Below are 18,934 nucleotides of genomic sequence, written 5' to 3' on the forward strand. Positions count from 1 at the left end.
CATCTTACCTCTTACATTCTACATTCCACCTCTCCGCTCGACCTTTGGTCGCTCGCAAGGCGAGAACTCTCCGCTCGGCTCCGCCGCTTGCAACAAGCAAGAACTCTCACCTCTCAACTCTCACCTCACTCTTCCTCTTTTGCCAAATCTCAATACTGTTAATGATATTCTGCCAGAGGATATAGCAACCGGGACCTACCGACGATAACGGATTCAGATAGGCACTGGACAACCAGATGGCAAAAGCCGTATTCTTCTGTCCCAAGGCCTGTCCTGCCTCTTGTGCATGACCAAAGAAATGGCCGATGAAACGGCCCACGGCAAACTGAACCACACACACTATAAGTCCCATCATGGCTATAGCCAGCAACAGCCAGATGCTGACACCGGCATGAACGATATTCTTCACCGTAGTACCCGTGACAATCATCAACGAACAGGCCCAGAGATAATAGCTCAAATCGCGAATAGAGATAATACGCTGATGAAGACGCTTCATCGTGTGCTTCACAATATAGGCCAGTATCATGGGGACTATCAGCACCATAAATACTTCGTTCAGTATTTTCAGAAAGGCCGGCCAGAACTCCATGTGGATGCCCGGCTCTACCAATGGAAAACAGACAGGCACCAGCAGGACCGTGATAAAGTTGGACAGGAAAGTATAGGTTGTCATCTGTTCCAGTGAGCCGCCCAGTTTCTGAGTCACCACGGCAGCAGCCGTTGCACAGGGCGAGATGATACACATAAGGATAGCCTCCAGTAGGACAAGCATTCCACTCGCAGACGGGTTGTGAGATACCATCAGCAAGATAACCGCCATCAATATTCCGATGAAAAGCACTTGAAAAACACCTACCCACAGATGCCAGGCCACAGGGCGCAACTGGCGGAAATCCACCTTGCAGAATGTTACAAACAGGATGAGGAACATAAACCAAGGCAAAATGGTGGCCATGATAGGCGAAAAGAACACTGCCGCCTCGCTTAACTGAGGCGTAAAGGCAAACAACAGATAGACCATCGTACCCATGCCCATGGCAAAGGGAAGAGTCCAGTCTTTAATAAATCTTACTATATTCATTTCAGTATGCAAAGGTACAAAAAGACTCTTCAGAATGCTCCTTTTACTTGAAAAAATGACAATTTAGTTGAAGTTTTTTGCCTATTAAATAAAAAAAGGCGAACTTTGCCCCGATTGATTTCAAGAACAACTACAACATAATAAAGAGCATATGAAGAAGTTATTTGTATGTATGATGCTTCTGACGGGAACGCTCGCCGCACAAGCCTACGACTATCCCTACCTGACATTCCAGATTTCGGATGGAACAACGAAAACTGTCAGCGTTGAGTCACTGGTCATCACCTTCAACAACGGTCAGATGGTAGCCACATCAGGAACTGACAGCCAGACCATATCTCTCTCCCAACTGTCTAAGATGTTTTTTTCGGTTAGTAGCGATGCCACTGCCATCAGCGAAGTGACCACTGAAAGCGACGCCATCGAGGTGTTTTCCATCAGTGGCCACTCTCTGGGCCGATACACTTCCTCCAGCGAAGCCAAGAACGCACTGAAGTCGGGTGTCTATATCTTCAAAAGTAAAAACAATTCTGCTAAAATCACTATAAAATAATGAAGAAGTCATTGACTATAATACTGGCCCTCCTGCTGACCATCACTGCAGGAGCACAGACCATGAACGTTGTTGTGGGCAATACCACCTATCAGTTTCCTGCTACTCAGGCGGGCAATATGAACTATTCTGCAGATGCAGCCTCGGGCACTGACCTCACCATCATGGGCAAGGTGTTCAATACTAGCAACATCACCAAGATTTTCATTGACAACAGTAACGTGACCGACAATCTGGTCACTGTAGCCTACAACGGTACAGAGGCAACGGTCGTCGTGGCCGGCAATGTGGCGCAATATGTACAGCCCACCATCAACGGGGCCCACGTCACCATTGAACAGACGAACACGGATGCCGTTGATGGCGATGAGATTACCTATCAGCTTGCCGGAACAACAAGCGATGGTGATTTCTCACTCTCTGGTTCCTATAAGTGTACCGTATCACTGGCTGGTCTTACACTGACCAATCCCAGCGGTGCTGCTATCAACATCACCAACGGCAAGCGCATTCAGATCAGTGCGAAGAACGGCACCGAGAACACGCTCACCGACGGCGCCAACGGTTCTCAGTCGGGTTGTATCTACAGCAAAGGCCAGATCCAGCTTCAAGGCAAAGGCACACTCAATGTCTATGGCAAGACCAAGCACGGCATCAAGAGCGGTGACTATATCCAGGTAAAGAACCTTACACTGAATGTAAAGTCGGCCGTGAAAGACGGCATCAGCTGCAATGAGTATTTCCTGATGGAGAGCGGCACTGTCAACATCAGTGGCGTAGGCGATGATGGCATTCAGGCTGATTTGGACGGTACCACCTCAACGGGTGAGACAACCGACCACGAGGACGAGGACTCAGGTAACATCTATATAGAAGGCGGTACACTGAACGTAACGGTAACCGCTGTTGATACAAAGGCCATCAAGTCGGCTGGCGATATGAGAATCTCCGATGGAACCCTCACCCTGAAGGCAACCGGCTCTGGCAGCAAATGCATCAAGAGCGATGGAAAACTCACCATCAACGGAGGCACCATCAACGCTACCGCATCAGGCAGCAACTACAAGTACGGCAGCACTTCAGCCTCGGCCAAAGCCATCAAGTGCGATGGAGCACTTACCATCAATGGTGGTACTATCATTGCAACAGCCAGTGCCCACGAAGCTATTGAGAGCAAGAGCACCATCACCATCTCTGGCGGTAACACCTATGCCCAGTCTGGCGACGACGCCATCAACTCTTCCTCTACCTTCACCATCAAGGGAGGCTATGTGATGGGCTATTCCACTGGCAACGACGGTCTCGATGCCAACGGCAACTTCAATATCTCTGGCGGTGTAGTCTATGCCATTGGCAAAAACTCTCCTGAGATGGCTATCGATGCTAATACCGAAGGCGGATTCAAACTGACCATCACTGGCGGCATCATCTTCACCTGCGGTCCGCTGGAAGGTGGCTCTACCCTTACACAGGCCTGCTATTCCACCTCTACCATCAACAAGAACGTGTGGTATTCACTGACCGACGGCAACAATACTTACTGCTTCAAGACACCCTCAAGTCTCAGCGTCAGCACCCTGGTGGTCTCAGCTTCCACCCAGCCCACGGTGAAATCGGGCGTTACAGTATCCAACGGCACTTCCATCTTCAATAACATGGGTTATTATAATGCCACCGTCAGTGGTGGTTCGAATGTCACACTCTCATCTTACACCAGTGGTCAAGGCGGTCCCGGCGGTGGCGGCGGCGGACACGGTCCTGGAGGAAGGTGGTAGAAAAGAGACTCTCCCCCTACCCCTCACTGTGAGAGGTAGGGGAGTAGGAAGTCTGACTATACCCCCAAATCTCACTTAGATTACAAAAAAAACACCACAAAATTTTGTTAATAAAAGAAAAATATTTATATTTGCGCCATAAATAACCGAAAACTAATCTCTTATGAAGAAATCAGTTATTGCTGTGGCAATCATCTTGTTCAATGCTATTGGCATGATGGCCCAGGAAAAACATGGTGCAAACAATATCAGTGATTCCAACCAGAAAGTAAGTGCACGCAATATCGGCTTAGGTTTCATCAATATTGCCGACTCGTTGAAGGGCGTACAGTTTTCGCCCATTTCCAATATCTCAGAACATGCCTCTGGCCTCCAGTTGTCAGTTTTCAGCAATGTATCCTACGACGGCATGAACGGTTGCCAGCTTTCTGTGCTGAACAATATTACCCTTGGCGAGGCCAACGGACTACAACTAACGGGTTTCACCAATCAGAATGTGGGCATCCTGAAAGGCATACAGATAGCCTTCCGCAATGCTACCGATACGCTGAGAGGCGTGCAGATAGGTATGTTCAACATCACCGCCCACGACTATCAGAAAGGTGTACAGATAGGTCTTATCAACTACTCTCACGACACTCAGTCGAAACGCTACGGACTCGTCAACATCAATCCCAACACCAAGATTTCCGTCATGGCCTTTGGCGGTACCAACTCCAAGGCCAACATCGCCCTTCGTTTCCGCAACCGCTCTACCTATAATATTATAGGTGCAGGTACCCACTATATGGGTCTGAACAACAAATTCTCTGGCGCCCTATTCTATCGCATCGGTCAGTATTTCCATCTCACCCCGAAACTTTCAGTAAGCGGCGATGTGGGCTTCTTCCATATCGAAACCTTCAAAGAGCATTCCACCGAAGCTCCCGAGCGTCTTTTCTCTCTTGAGGCCCGTCTGAACCTCGACTATCAGTTCAACAAGAAATGGGGAATCTTCGGCACCATTGGCTATGGCAACACACGCTACTACAGTCACAACGAGAGTTTCCGTAGCCGCATGATTGGCGAAATGGGCCTCACCTATAGCTATGCTGGCTATAACAATCAGCGAAATCGCACACTCAAACTTCATTCCGACGAGGATATGGCCGATGGCAGCGACACTCGCTTCGCACTGCCCGACAAGCCCAACATAGCACGTACCGCAGCCATGATTACGGCACTGAATGTGTTTGTAAACCGCTATGATGACTGGGTGCTTGACGAAGAATTTCCACGCATCACCTTCAAAAGCGTAGGCCACAACTTTGAGCATGCCTTTGTATGGGACAACGACAATTTCAACACCAACCTGTTTGCCCACCCCTATCATGGCAATCTCTATTTCAACTCTGCCCGTGCCAATGGTCTTAACTTCTGGCAGTCGTACCCCTGCGCCCTGGGCGGTTCGCTCATGTGGGAGTTCTTTGGCGAGATTACTCCTCCTGCCATCAACGACCTGATAGCCACCTCTATTGGCGGTACCTGTATCGGTGAAATAACGTTCCGCATCAGCGACCTTTTCTATGATGACCGCGAAATCGGTTTCAGCCGCTTCCTTCGTGAGTTTGGCGGAACACTTGTATCACCCATGAAAGGACTGAAGCGTATCCTCACTGGTGAGGCCTGGCAGCAGAAAAGCCGCAACTACCTGCACCACGACTATAGCCGCATCCCCGTGAACTACAGTATTTCTCTCGGTTCGCGCTATTTGGCCGACGACCAGGCCCTGTTCCGTGGCGAGCACAACCCCTATCTGGAACTGTCCATGGAATATGGTGATGCTTACGACAACGAAGAGAACAAGCCCTACGACTATTTCCATTCCAGCGTCACAATGGGATTCTCCAGCAATCAGCCCTTCATTAACCGTCTGAACCTGTTGGGCCGCATCTGGGGCACTCCCATCAGCGATACCGATAAGTTTGAAGCCGACTTCGGTCTGTTCCAGCATTTCAACTTCTACAATTCCGAAGCCGTAAAGGATGGTACCGACCTTATCCCCTACCGCATCAGCGAGGCAGCCTCTGTCGGCCCGGGTCTCATCTATCGTTTCCCGCAGTTGGAAGAACGCAGTATGGAACTTGAACAGCGTATTTTCCTCAGTGGAATTCTGCTCGGTGGTTCACTGAGCGACTATCTGTTTATCCAGGAGCGCGACTACAACATGGGCAGCGGATTCTCGGCTAAAGTGCAGACATGCATGGACATCAAGAAGATTGGCTATATGAATATCGACGCCAACTATTTCCACATTTTCACATGGAAAGGCTACGACCGTGCAGAATGGATAGGCAAGGAAGGTTTCGACCTCGACTACACCAATGCACAGGGCGATCCCGGCAACACCCGTATGATAGCCTTCAATGCCAACTTCGGTATCTACCTGAGCCGTCACCTGTCACTCAACATGCGTGGCAGCTATTTCATGCGCCATGCCCATTACCGCGACTTCGAGAATGTTGATGCCAAGACCTTTGAACTGCGCGCAGGTCTCACCTATAAGTTGTAAACATAAAAAAAACAAGTTGACTCCTTGCATTAAGGCATGATGAACGACGGGTTGATGCCCTTGTGCTTCTTGAATGTACGAGAGAAATAGTTAGGATCGGAGAAACCGGTGGCATAGGCCGTCTCGCTCACATTATATCCCTGACGAAGCATTTTCTCGGCACGGTCGAGTCGCTTGGTGCGAATATAATCGCCCATAGACATTCCCACGAGTGTTTTCATCTTGACATGCAACAGCGAACGGCTGATGAGTAGGGCCGAGGTGATATCGGCTACCGAGAAATCGCTGTTGGCAATGTTCTGATCTACCAGTTCACTTATCTGACGAATAAAGTTCTTGTCCAGATCGCTGAGCGAGGTGGCTTCAATATCAGCCTCATCAGCAGCATGCTGCACCTCCGACTGGCGCGTTTTCTGCAACTGGATAATGTTCTTGATCTGCAACTCCAGCACTTCCGGGTCGAAGGGTTTCGACACATAGGCCTCTGCCCCACTCTTATAGCCAGCCACCACATCGGCCGAGTCGCTCTTGGCCGTGAGCAGGATAACGGGAATATGTGAGGTTTCTACAGCCCCCTTCAACGTCCTACAGAGCGTGATGCCATCCATTTCTGGCATCATCACATCGCTCACCACAAGGTTCACTTCCTCTTCGGCAACACTCGCCATCGCTTCCTTACCATTGCGAGCCGTCAGCACCCGACAGTCTTTCGAGAAATAGGAACGCAGATATTCCAACAAGTCCTCATTATCCTCTACAATCAGTAGTGTAGAGCGCTGATCTTCTTCGTTATTCTCATTTCCTTCGCTATGAACACTTTCCACATCACTGTTAGGTGATACCGGTGTCATGGCGGTATAGTCGCTCAGTGGCACTATCACCTTATCGTCGGTAAGCAGACATTTGTCATCGAAAGCCTGTGGTGAAACACAGAGTCTGCAGGTGAAGGTAGAGCCACTGCCCGGCGAGCTCTCCACGCCGACATCTCCCTTATGAACATCAGCCAGGCGTTTCACCAGCGACAGTCCGATGCCCCATCCGCTGTTGTTCACATTATGTCCTCGCTTGGTCTGATAGTAGCGTTCGAAGATATTCTTCTGTTCCTCCTCGGCAATGCCTATACCTGTATCGCTCACCGAGAACTGCAGATAGGTGAGCCCGTCACTGTCTATGATTCGTCCTTTCACGGTAATCACTCCACCTTCAGGCGTAAATTTCAAGGCATTGGTGAGCAGATTGTTCAGCATCAGATCCAGATAGTTGGGCGAGAACCACACCTCTTCACCATTATCCTCTGTATCGGCCATGAGTTGCAGGCCCTTGGCACGAGCTGGCTCGGCAAACGACTTCGCTATTCTTCCTATCAGTTCCAACGGATTGCCCCGTTGGATATAAAATGGAAACTGATCTGTTTCCAGTTTGTTGAACGTGACCAGCTCGTTGATGAGCGCCTCCATTTTCTGCGCATTCTTAATCGCCATATTAAGATGCTGCTCGCTCTCGCCAGTCAGTGCCTGCTCTTGTCGGGACAGACTTCGCAGTGGAGCCACAATGAGCGAGAGGGGGGTCTTCAATTCGTGCGATACAGTAGTAAAGAAGTCCAGCTTTGCCCTGTCTATTTCCTCCAACTTGGCCTTTTCCATTTTAGCCAGTCTCACCTCATTGCGCGAGCGCATCCTTTCATTGAACACACGCCACACCACATAGGCTATAACAACCATCAGCAGCATATAGACAAGGAATGCCCAAAGGGTGAGATAGAACGGCGGGCGCACAATGATGGTGACCACACGCTCGGGCTGACTGTCCCACGCGTCGTTCGAACTGTTGGCCCGCAAATGAAGCCGATAGGTTCCGGGATGCAGATTATAGCCGTTGAACCTGCGCTCACTGCCCACGCTGCGCCAGTCACTGTCAATACCTTCCAGCCACAACTGATATTCTATCGAACTGTTCTGTCCGGGAGCTATCACGCCATACTGGATAGTAAACGAACGGGCCTGATCATAGCTCAAACTGATGGTATCGGTGACATCCAGCGCCTTGGTCAGCGGCGATTCCTCAGTAGAGGCCAGCATCACCTTATTATTAATAACAAGCGACGACAGATGCACGGCATAGGTGGCAGTCCTTTCCTTCTCAACGGTCAATTTTTGATGAGTACGATGATTCCTGGTGAGCGACACCAATCCATTTACCGTTCCGAAAAGCATGGTGCTGTCAGAGCAAAGCAATGCCGACGAGAAGTTGAACTGATTGGTAGGCAGTCCGTCCTGTGTGGTATAGCGACGAACTGTCTGCTTATCAAGATCGTACTGATAGAGTCCGCGCCCAGTGGCTATCCACAGGTGATGGTCGGCATCCTCACTGATGCTGCACACAGTGGCATTGCGAAGGGTTGCATCGAGCTCAAAGGTTTCTATCGAACGGTAAGGGGCAGTCATAAACTGCAGTCCGCTGTTGTTGGTACCTATCCAGAGCGTACCCTGATGGTCCTGAAAGACAGCTGTCACATAGTTCTCACGCAGACCACCGGCCTGTCTGGTCCAATGTTGCACCTGTTCAGTCTCACTGTCCAAACGGAACAGGCCTCCACTGGCACATCCTGCCCAAAGGCTTCCATCGGCAGTAGCACAGAGGGTATAGACGAAGGTGGTGTTGAGAGGAGACTGAGAGGAGCGGAGCGACAGGAAACAGTCTGTTTGAGGGTCGTACCGGCGCAGTCCTTGGGTAGTGGCCACCCAAAGCCGGTGCTGGCGGTCGAAGGCTAGGTCGAAGATAGCATCCGAAGTCAGTCCATTGGTAAGCAGATAGCGTTGCCACCTGCCCGTTGTCAGATTGTAGCGGAACAGTCCGTAACGGAATGTACCTATCCACATGTCATGACTCACATTGTCGTAACACAGGGTATGAACGTTTGTACCCATATCCACCCCCTTAGTGGGCAATGGAGCGAACTGCTGACGGTTGGCCTCATAGACAAACACGCCAGCGTCCTCGGTGGCTATCCAGAACACCCCCGGAGTAGTTTCACACATTTGGCGCACCACCTTTCCGTTCAGTTGTCCCTGAGCATAGCCCGGTTCGGCCCATGCAAACAGTTTGTTGCTGCGCATCAGGATGTCAACACCACCAAAATAGCTGCCTATCCACAGATTGCCATAACAATCGTTGAGAATGGAGTAGATGGCATTGTCGCTGATCAGCGTGGGCGCCTGAAACCTATGCCGGATGATGTCGATACCTCCGTCGGGATGTATCACGGTAAGTCCGCGCTCGGTGCCCAGCCAGATGTTATGATCATTGTCTTCCGCAATCTCCCTCACTATGCCGTGCGATATCTCATGGGGAGCGAAGATTCTCTTCTGTCCGGTCTTCAAGTCCACACACATCACGCCCTGTCCGTTGCGTCCCAGCCAGAGATTACCCTTGTGGTCGAACATCATAGGCATAATGCCGTCTATGCCCGTGGTAAAATCCTGATAGAGTGCAGGGTCCAGTCGGGTCATCTTCGTGAGCGATGCATCGTAGGAATAGACAGACGTGTTGGAAGCCACATAGAGATTATCGTCCTTGTCAACAGCCATCGACACGATAAATCCTATCTCCAGCGAAGGATAGCGCACAAAGGAGTCCGCTTTCTCATCATAGACGGTCAGAAAATCGCCTGCGCCCACTATCCGTCCAGAGGCCATTTCCAACAGGCTCAGCACATGCTCCGTACTGCCGTGATAGGTAGAGAAATCGTCGGTGTCGGGCCTGTACCTGCTGATGCCAGCCTCAGTACACACCCAGATGCGCCCTTTGCTGTCGCAGCGAATCACCTTTATGAAATTGTTGCTCAACGAGCCGGCCTTTGTTTCGTCGTGGAAATAGCAGTGCATCTCATACCCATCGTAACGAACCAGTCCGTTGCGGGTACCTATCCAAATATTGCCATCATGGTCCTGTGCCAGCGCCTCCACCTGCTGATGGGGCAGTCCGTCCTGACTGGTAAGATGGCGGAAGCGATAGTTTCCCGCTGCCTGTAGTGTGAGCAGGAAACAGATGCATGCTAATATCCCGACTAAACGTTTCACCTGAAAATATACTTTTTACCGTTAGCAACTAATAGTTCGGAAAACAGCGGCATACGGGTGTCGGTCATACGCCCTGCCAAATCATAATAGCGGGCAGTAGCATTGAGGTCATCGCTGGTCTGAGCGCCCCCCATATCGCTGATACCTGCAGCCCGACCGGGTGTGGTGGGACGAATCATTGAGCCTTCCACCATTTGCAGGCGATTGCCCACAAACTCCATCGAGGCTATATACATGCGGCGCGGTGCCACTGTTGTTTCTGAATCGTGGGCATGGAACACAATGCGCAACTGGCCTTCCTTGTCGGTGAAGAACGAGTGATGGCCGGTGCCCACAAGATTCTCTACCCTACGTACAATCGGGTTGTTGGCATACTTCTGCCAAACAGGTGTTGCCCCGCCAACGGTCGATAGCGAACGGCTCATGGCATAGCCCACGGCATAGTCCTGACTGCGATAGTCATTGCCCGAATAGGTGAGGTAGTAGATATTGTTGTGCTTCAGAATGAAGGGTCCCTCGTTGACACGTCCCAAGAGGTTTTCCCACGTCTGAGTCACATTGATACACTTTCTGAGCGTTCCCTCTACAGGGGTTATCATGTCGTCGGCCAACTGGCACATCCAGATGCAATTACCATCGGTAAAGCGCACAAAGAAGCAGTAAGCCGTACCGTCTTCGTCGAAGAATACCGAGCTGTCTATACATTTCTCATCGCCAATCAGCGACTCCATCATCGGACCGCCCTGCTGCTTGAAGGGTCCTTTGGGCGAAGTGGCCGTAGCCACATACAGGTGCTCGTTGGCCGAGAAGTACATATAGTACTGTCCATTCTTAAAATAAACCTCCGGCGCCCAGAACCACTGCTGTTCGGTTGTGTTCTCTTTGCTTAGTGCCAGTTCATTCTGCTTGCGCCATCCGCGCAAATCGGTCGATGTCCACACCTCTATACCATTGGCATCGTGGGTGCCGTAGGCATAGTAGGTATCTCCATCCAGCAGTATATAGGGGTCGGCCAGGGGAACTATACTCTTGTCCTGCGCCTTCACACCTGAGAAAGCCAGCAGGCATAACATACCAAAAAGGAAGAATCGTTTCATTTTACAAAATATTTTTTTCCATTATTAATTACTATCTTTGAAAAAGGACTTGCCGTCTGACGGCCGCCCACAGTGTAGGTCCTGTCAGTAAGCAAAGGACTTGCCGACGGTATCGACACCTCATGTATGTCTTCTACATCTTCGGGCAGCGCACCCAGTTGCAGGGGCATCCAGGTATAAGGCTTCATTTGCTTGGCATCGGGAATGGTCTCAGTATATACTTTTCCCGAACGGTTGTCGGCACATTCCAGAGCAAAAGCCAACCGGTGGTTTACTGGTGTTTCGTCCAGTCCCAGGGCACTCCAGGGTATGGCTATCTCTACCATATAATAGGAAGAGGAGTTCGATGCTGCTGTGCGCAAGGGCATCAGCGACTTGTCGGCCGTTTTCCAACTGCTGTCTTTCCCCATCTGCATGCGGAAGAAAGTGCCGTCGGGGCGTATCATCAGTTTGTAACAACCCTGTTGTGGAGCGCTTTCTGCCTTCTCTCCGGCATCTATCAGCAGTGTCAGACAGTCGGCATTGGCCCCCGTGGTCACCAAGGTACGGTCGCTCACCCGTGCCACGAAGTAGAGCGAGTCAAGGTCGTAAGCCATATCGGCTGCCACACGGGTACCCGTCTGCGTGCCCAGCAGAATCTGTGTGGCAGTGCGCGTCTTATAGCCCTCGTTGGGCGAAATCTTTCCGTCAACAGCAGGTTTTCCATAGGGTGCCAGCAACTGTCTGACGGGATAGCCCTTGATCATCTCAATATTACCGGCTATGCCGCTCACGGCCACCACCACGCCCGTATCTATCACAGCCAGCGAGTTCCACAGTCCTTCCTCGTTTTCGCCTATATTGAACGGCACCGACACGGCTTTGAAGTCGCGTGCCTGCTCGTTGCCCACAGCCACACGCATCTGTATCTTTCCATTGTGGTCGTAGGGCGACTGGTGACTCATCACCGTTTCGCCCCAAGGCAGCACTCTCAGATAGGGAGCGCCACCCGTAGCTAGTGGGCAGTAGTTCAGGTTCAGTGTCTTTTCACGATTGACATCGTTGGCATTTACCCAGTAGTTGTTCCAGTTGTTCTCCAGCGTTGTGCGCACCGTGGTGGGGAAGAAATCGCCATAGCCCCAGCCGTTATCCTCGATGATGACCACTATCTCCTGCTGGTCCTTCAGCAATACGGGCACCGGCATGCCATCGCGGAAACCTGCACGGTAACAGATTTTCTGTGGTGCCGACCACGACAGTCCACCATCGAACGAACGGCAGAGAGATATCTGCTGGTCGTTGTTCATGGTGTAGGGTCCTTCATCGGCAAAGTACAGTTGCAGTTCGCCCGAAGGCAGTTCCAGCATCGAAGGCTCCCAACATCCGTCAGCAAAGGTGTACGAGGCATCGTTCACAAATATCTCGTCGCTCCACGTCTTACCGTTGTCGGTAGAGCGTTTGCAGCGAATACCAAACTTCCGTTCCTCTGAATAGGGAGCCTTGGGCCGAGGGTTGTAGGCCACAATGATGGTACCGTCCGAAAGTTGAATCAGGTCGGGCACGGCCTCGTTGATGCCGCTGGGATTGTCGACAATCCTTGTGGCTGAGCTCCATGTGGTGCCCTTGTTCTGACTGAAGGCAATCTTGATGCCCCCACCCTCGCAAACAGCCATCAGTCGGCCGTCCTGTAATTCTATGATACGGGCATAGCCGCCACCAGTGAACACCGTGGTACGGGTGGCCGTGTCCCAGAAAATGCGCGAACCGCTATAGGTCTCAACAGCACTGCTTGTCTGCCAGCCTAACGCTAAGAATAAGAAACTGATCAGTGTTCTAATCATAACTATTACTTTATATATTATTTATTGTGTAACAAAAGCCACCCTCGTCACCGCCTTCACCTGTGGATTGTCGGCATGAGTGCGCACCAGCGTATATGTAGCCTGCGGGTCTATGTCGCTGCTAGAGGCAACCTCCTTGCCGTCAGCCAAGAGTTTTACATCGTCTTCCAGCGTAAAGGTCATCGTCCTGCCACTCACGGTATAGCTGAGCAAATCCTGATAGTAGGCCGAGCGCTGCAGCTGGGCCTCCGTTCCGTCAACGCTGAGCGAGAGGAATTCGGGATAAACCATGCCATAGTACTCATAGTTGGCAACGGCACCCGAATGGGCCACCACCCTCAGCTGGTGCCTCACTGACAAATCGTAGTAGGCACGTGCATCATAGGGAGCACCATCCACAAACACCCGTGCCGAGTCGCTGGCCACACTGATGTTCAGTCGCTGGCGCTGGGCGTTCACCGCCATCTCACGATTGTTGTACAACTGTTTCTTGGGCAGTCGCATCACCCAGGTATCGGCAGTCTGCTCGGCATAATAAACATTGGGCGTCACCGTGGCACTGATGGCATTAATGGCAGTTGATTGGTCAACCACAGTGACCACAAAACTCAGTGTGTCGGTATGTTGCGATGCGCCCATAAAGGTGTCGTAGGTCGTAGCCACACACACCACCTTGAACGTGCCTGGCGTGGCATAGCTATAGGTGAACAGCTGTTTGTTGACCACAAAGCCGGTGTTGCTGGAATCGCGCAACTCGTACTGATGGTCTTTGTCGCCGGTATAGACCACCACTTGGTCGGCCACACCGCCAAAACGTAGCGTCATCGACTCGTTGACTGTCAACTGCCTGTTGTCCACGCTCACTTCCACCTTCGGCTGCCGTGCTTCTTGATTGTCGTCGGCACATCCTGCAAGCAGCCATGCAATAGATAAAGAATACAACAGGAATAGACTGTTTTTTATCATTGGTTTCATTGTATATAACGTTTCAATTAAAAGGATATTGTAAATAATTATAGCTATAATTACGGCAATTATAGCTATAATTTGTCAGATTATAGCTATAATTTTATTTCGCTAATAGCCAGGATTCTGCTCAACAACGCCATTTGACAGGTCAATTTCATTCTGTGGGATGGGCAATACTTCGTTAACTCCAACACGGAAATACAATCCACGGCTGTTTGGACGCGAACGGCCAAAGGTGTGAAGCACGGTGGCTGCCTGTCCCTGACGCACGAGATCGAAGTAGCGGTCCCACTCGAAAGCCATCTCCATGCGGCGCTCCTGCCAGATCTGGTCGCGCACATAGCCATAGCTACCTGGCTGATAGAGTTTGGTGCTGCCATTGATGGTGTTCACCTGTGCCTTGCACTTGTTCAGTTGGGCGAGTGCAGCCTCACGCTGTCCCGTCTCGTTCAGTGCCTCGGCATAGGTAAGGACAACTTCCGCATAACGGATGATGCGGCGGTTGCGACCATTATCGCCGGCATACTGCGGCTGGTCTTTTCGGGGGGTGTACCATTTCAGCGATACGTGACGGCCTTCACCGCCCTGCCATATCTCACCGTCGGGAGTGTTTCCCTGATGGTGAATGGTGAACTCCTTGCGGATATCATCGCCAAAGAGGGAGGTAAGAATCTCGCTGGTGGCATACATCACCGTGTTGCCTACGGCGAAATGTTCCATTCCGGCGCCTTCGTTGGTATCGCCATTGGTACCGTCGGCACTCTCCTTGAACACTACCTCAAACACAGAACCACGGCAGAACTCGCCATCGGCATACCACTGATACACATAGCTCCACTTGCTGCCCCCATCGAGCGGCTGACCGTAGTAGTCGCGATACTCCAGCGAATAGACATTCTTGAGCGATTCCATGGGCATGTCGGCAGTCTCATAGGGATCGGTATCGGCATTCAGCTCGCGCGGTTTGAACCACAGGCGCTGGCGCAGTGACTCCCATTCTTCTTTTCCGTCATAGTTCAGCACCTGTCCCAGGGTGAGCACGGCATCGTCAACGAAATAGCTGCCCAATCGGGCCACCTCATTCCACTTCTCGGAAGGCACTCCTGGCTGGGCCTGATACATGAGCACTTTCATCAACAGGGCGATAGCAGCGCCACGAGTGACCTTGCCTGTTTCCTGTGAGCCCCATACCACTGGCAGCATGATGGCCGCTTCACGAAGGTCTTTCTCAATATAAGCATAGCAGGCCTCACGGCTGCTGCGTGGAATCACCAAGCTATCCACCGTTTCCACCTCAGGACGAATGGGCACGCCGCCATAGGTTTTCACCAGATTAAAATAGAAGAATGCCCGCAGGAACTTGGCCTGTCCGTAGATACGGCGAACCTGCTGATAGGCGGTATAGGCATCGGTAGAGAGTTTCACTCGGTCAATATTGGCAATCACCTGATTGGCTCTGTGAATGCCTTTATAGTTGACCTCCCAGCGCTGGCGAATCCAGGTGTTCGAGGTGTTGAAACGGAACATCACGAGCTGTCCCATCTGTGAGGCCAGCCCTTCGTCGGTGCCCAGCACATTGTCGGCCATGGCCTCGCCGAAACGCCATTCCTGATTGTTATAGCTGTCGCTCTGCAGCACGTCATAGACGGCATCCAAGGCCGACTGTATCTTATAGGGTGTGTCGTAATAGGTCTGATCGGTGGCATTGCCTGTTATTTCCTTGTCAAGGAAATCGGAACAGGAGGCCATGGAAAGGAATACGCAGCAGAATAGACAACGCAGGGCCTTGCCCACAATGCTGAGACTATCGATATGATTGTTGGTATTTGTTTTCATTGTTCTGTCTCCTCCTTCTTAGATTCCTAATTTTACGCCAAAAGTAAACGAACGGGCCTGCGGATAGTTACCGAAATCGACACCCATGCTCAGGTTGTTGCCCTCGGTGCCTACTACACGACCTACTTCGGGGTCGAAGCCATTATAGCTGGTGAATGTGAACAGGTTGTAACCCGTTACCGACAGGGCCAGACTATTGATACCCAACTTGTCGAGCAAGCTCTGAGGCACGTTATAGGTGAGGCGCATTTCTTTCAGGCGCATATAACTGCCATCGTGCACAAAGAAGTCGCTGGCACGGAAGTTTTGGTTGTTGTCTGAACCACGCAGGTCGGGCACGGTGGCCGAAGTGTTCAGCGGGAAGTATTCGCGGCCCTCAATCAGCTGGCCCGACCAGTGCTGTGAGCGCAAGTCGCTATATACATTGCCATTGGCGGCATTGTACAGCACATTATCCATCACATTGAAAATCTTGTTACCGGTCTGGCCCTGAAAGAAAATACTCAGATCTACATTCTTATAGCCAGCCGACAATGGAATACCGAACACAAACTTGGGCAGCGGAGAACCCAGATAGGTACGGTCCTCGGCCGTTATCTTGCCATCGCCATTGAGGTCCTTGAAACGGAAATCGCCCGGTTTGGTGGTCTGCTCCCAGTAGTTCTTACCGAAATCATACTGTGCACTGGCACGTACCTCCTCGTAGGTTTGGAAGATTCCGTCGGTCACATAGCCGAAGAAGGCACCAATGGGCTGACCGACCGCCGTCTTTGTCACGGGGTCGTCAATCACCAGTCCGGCCGTAGTGCCCCAGATGGGCTCATTGCCCGTTCCTAAAGAGGTCACTTCGTTCTTGATCCACGACAGGTTGAAACCTACTTCATAGCGGAAGTTGTTTCCTATATTGTCGCGCCACTTCACGTCGTATTCAAAGCCCCAGTTTTTCACCGCACCGGCATTCGTCATGGGGGCCTGGTCCAGTCCGGCAGAGATGACCGTGGGCACACGCAACAGCATGTCGGTGGTCTTGCGGTTGAAATACTCGGCACTGATCATGAGCCGATTCTTCAGGAACGAGAAGTCGAAACCGATGTTGAACGACTCGTTCTTCTCCCACTTGATATCGTCGTTGCCCAATACCGTGGCCGTTGAGCCCTCCCAAAGAATATGGTTGCCCAGTCCGTAGGGATAGTTGTAGCCAGAGCTGAGGTAAGTGTAGCGTGCCAGTTCGTCGATACGGTTATTACCCAGCAAGCCCCATCCCACACGCAGTTTGGCCAGAGAAAGCCAAGACTGGTCACGCAACCAAGGAAGATTAGAGAACTTCCAGCCGAGCGACACCGAGGGAAACACGCCCCAACGATTGCTTTTCGAGAACTTTGAGGAACCATCGGCACGGATATTAGCCTGCAGCAGATAGGTGTCGGCGAATGAATAGTTGATGCGGCCAATCCATCCGATGCTGGTCCACTCACGGTCCAAGCCGTAGGTCTTGTCGCCCGTATAGGCCGACGACAGATAGTGGAACACATCCTCGTTGCTGGGCGTTCCGCGACGTCTTGACTCCTGGTAACTGGTGGTTTGCCCCTCAAGCACTTGTCCGGCCAGAAGGGTCAGACTGTGTTTCTTTGTTTCAAACAAGTAGGTAAGAAGGTTATCTACCTCCCACTTGCCTGTGTTCATCTGATATTTATATACTTCTGAGAGTGAGGTGGGCATGGTAAAGTCTTCGTTCAGCCCCCACACTTCGGAGAAATTATCGTTGGTCTGTCGGGTGTTATAGTAGGAGGCCTTGAACTGATAGGTAAGTCCCTTCAGCAGCTTGGCATCCAGACTGATGTTCATGTCCATGCGCTGGGAGTGGGAGGCATCGTTGTTGCGGTCGAGCACCGCCAGCGGATTGTTGCTGTACCAATAGCCCTTGCTGTCGTAGAGGTAGGTCATGGGACTTTCGCTCAACGCCTGTTTCAGAATGCTCGACGAGCCTTCGGGCACACCGTTGCGCCCGTCGCTGGTGAAAGCGAGGTTGGTGGTCATCGTGAGCCATCGAGCCATCTGGGTTTTCACGTTCAGTCGGCCGTTGAAACGCTGATAGTCGCTGGTGCGCACAATACCCTCTTCATTATAATAGCTGGCACTGGCCAGATACTGCGTCTTCTCTGAGCCACCCGACACCGACAGGGCATGCTGCTGTTTGATACCCGTTCGGGTGATGGCATCCCAATAGTTGCCGGCCGAGTTATTGCGGATGGTGTCTATCTCGAAAGCCTTGGCCGGGTCGTAGGCAAGATTGCCGGCGGCATCGGGCGACATGTAGAGCTGGCCGTTATAAGAATAGCGATTGTTGTTGGTCAGGTAGTCGTTCATCAGGGCATAGTCTTCCGGTCCCATCACATCGATTTTCTTCCACGGATTGGAAAAGCCCACATATCCGTCGTAGGTAATGCGGGTCTTTCCCTCACGACCGTTCTTGGTGGTGATGGCCACCACACCGTTGGCAGCACGCGAACCGTAGATGGCACTCGAGGCCGCATCCTTGAATATCTCGACATTGGCAATGTCGGTAGGATTCAGATAGTCAATATTGTCAACCACAAAACCATCGACCACATAGAGCGGATCGGCATCGTTGATAGTTCCGGTGCCACGAATCTTGATAGTTGTCTTTCCACCGGGGGCACCTGTATTCTGAATGATGTTTACACCGGCGGCTCGTCCCTGCAGGGCCTGCAGAGCCGAGGAGACGGGCATATCGTTGATATCCTTGCCCGATACCGACGAGATAGAGCCGGTGATATCACTCTTTTTCTGGACACCATAGCCAATGACCACCAGTTCGTCGAGTACCTGGGTGTCACTGCTCATCGCCACATCAATCTGGCGGCGACTGCCCACACGCTCACTCTGTTTCTTATAGCCCATATAGGTGAACTCGAGCGTGGCGTTGGGCCCGACGCTGATAGTATATTTTCCGTCGAAATCGGTCACGGCACCATTCTTCTGCCCCACTTCCTTCACGGTGACGCCAATGAGCGTCTCTCCACTCTGTTTGTCGGTGACCACACCTGTCACCTGGACCTTCTGGGCCCAGGCAACGGTGGTAGTCAGCAGGGCAAGCAACAATGTGAAGACCCTTTGTATCGTTTTGCGATTGCGCATATTTCTCTTTC

10 protein-coding genes are annotated in these 18,934 nt (G+C 51.5%); 3 read left to right on the forward strand and 7 right to left on the reverse strand.

What is annotated here, in order from left to right; genetic code table 11:
• Positions 1–106: 106 nt before the first annotated feature.
• Complete coding sequence (locus tag L6475_RS13285) at positions 107–1,084, reverse strand: transporter (protein WP_237820824.1); 978 nt, start codon at positions 1,082–1,084, stop codon at positions 107–109.
• Positions 1,085–1,235: 151 nt separating this feature from the next.
• Between L6475_RS13285 and L6475_RS13290 the strand changes: the two genes are divergently transcribed.
• From L6475_RS13290 to L6475_RS13300, 3 genes are all read left to right on the forward strand, one after another.
• Positions 1,236–1,637, forward strand: coding sequence for a hypothetical protein (locus tag L6475_RS13290; protein ID WP_237820826.1), 402 nt, complete (start codon positions 1,236–1,238; stop codon positions 1,635–1,637).
• Entirely contained in the window at positions 1,637–3,412 is a 1,776-nt protein-coding gene (locus L6475_RS13295) for a carbohydrate-binding domain-containing protein (RefSeq protein WP_237820828.1), read from the forward strand. Before L6475_RS13290 ends, L6475_RS13295 begins: the two co-directional genes overlap by 1 nt.
• A 163-nt stretch (positions 3,413–3,575) precedes the next feature.
• Positions 3,576–5,963 carry a DUF3943 domain-containing protein gene (locus L6475_RS13300; RefSeq protein ID WP_237820830.1) on the forward strand — a complete coding sequence of 796 codons (2,388 nt, stop codon included), beginning with the start codon at positions 3,576–3,578 and terminating at the stop codon, positions 5,961–5,963.
• 29 nt (positions 5,964–5,992) lie between these two features.
• Here L6475_RS13300 and L6475_RS13305 read toward each other — a convergent pair whose 3' ends face one another.
• The 6 genes from L6475_RS13305 to L6475_RS13330 all read right to left on the reverse strand — a co-directional run bounded on the left by L6475_RS13305 (position 5,993) and on the right by L6475_RS13330 (position 18,923).
• Positions 5,993–10,042 (reverse strand): two-component regulator propeller domain-containing protein, encoded by a 4,050-nt coding sequence (locus tag L6475_RS13305; protein ID WP_237820832.1) that lies wholly within the window; start codon positions 10,040–10,042, stop codon positions 5,993–5,995.
• On the reverse strand, positions 10,039–11,139 hold the full coding sequence (locus L6475_RS13310; RefSeq protein ID WP_237820834.1) for a glycoside hydrolase family 43 protein: 1,101 nt from the start codon (positions 11,137–11,139) through the stop codon (positions 10,039–10,041). Before L6475_RS13310 ends, L6475_RS13305 begins: the two co-directional genes overlap by 4 nt.
• Positions 11,136–12,959, reverse strand: coding sequence for an exo-alpha-sialidase (locus L6475_RS13315; protein ID WP_237820836.1), 1,824 nt, complete (start codon positions 12,957–12,959; stop codon positions 11,136–11,138). Before L6475_RS13315 ends, L6475_RS13310 begins: the two co-directional genes overlap by 4 nt.
• Positions 12,960–12,980: 21 nt before the next feature.
• Complete coding sequence (locus tag L6475_RS13320) at positions 12,981–13,925, reverse strand: DUF5017 domain-containing protein (protein ID WP_237820838.1); 945 nt, start codon at positions 13,923–13,925, stop codon at positions 12,981–12,983.
• Positions 13,926–14,036: 111 nt separating this feature from the next.
• A complete protein-coding gene (locus tag L6475_RS13325) occupies positions 14,037–15,764 on the reverse strand; it encodes a RagB/SusD family nutrient uptake outer membrane protein (RefSeq protein WP_237820840.1) in 1,728 nt (575 codons plus the stop codon).
• Between the two features lie 18 nt (positions 15,765–15,782).
• Positions 15,783–18,923, reverse strand: a complete 3,141-nt coding sequence (locus tag L6475_RS13330; protein ID WP_237820842.1) for a TonB-dependent receptor — start codon at positions 18,921–18,923, stop codon at positions 15,783–15,785.
• Between the last annotated feature and the right edge of the window lie 11 nt (positions 18,924–18,934).

The sequence above is a fragment of the Prevotella sp. E9-3 genome (assembly GCF_022024015.1).
In the GTDB taxonomy this organism is placed as follows: Bacteria; Bacteroidota; Bacteroidia; order Bacteroidales; family Bacteroidaceae; genus Prevotella.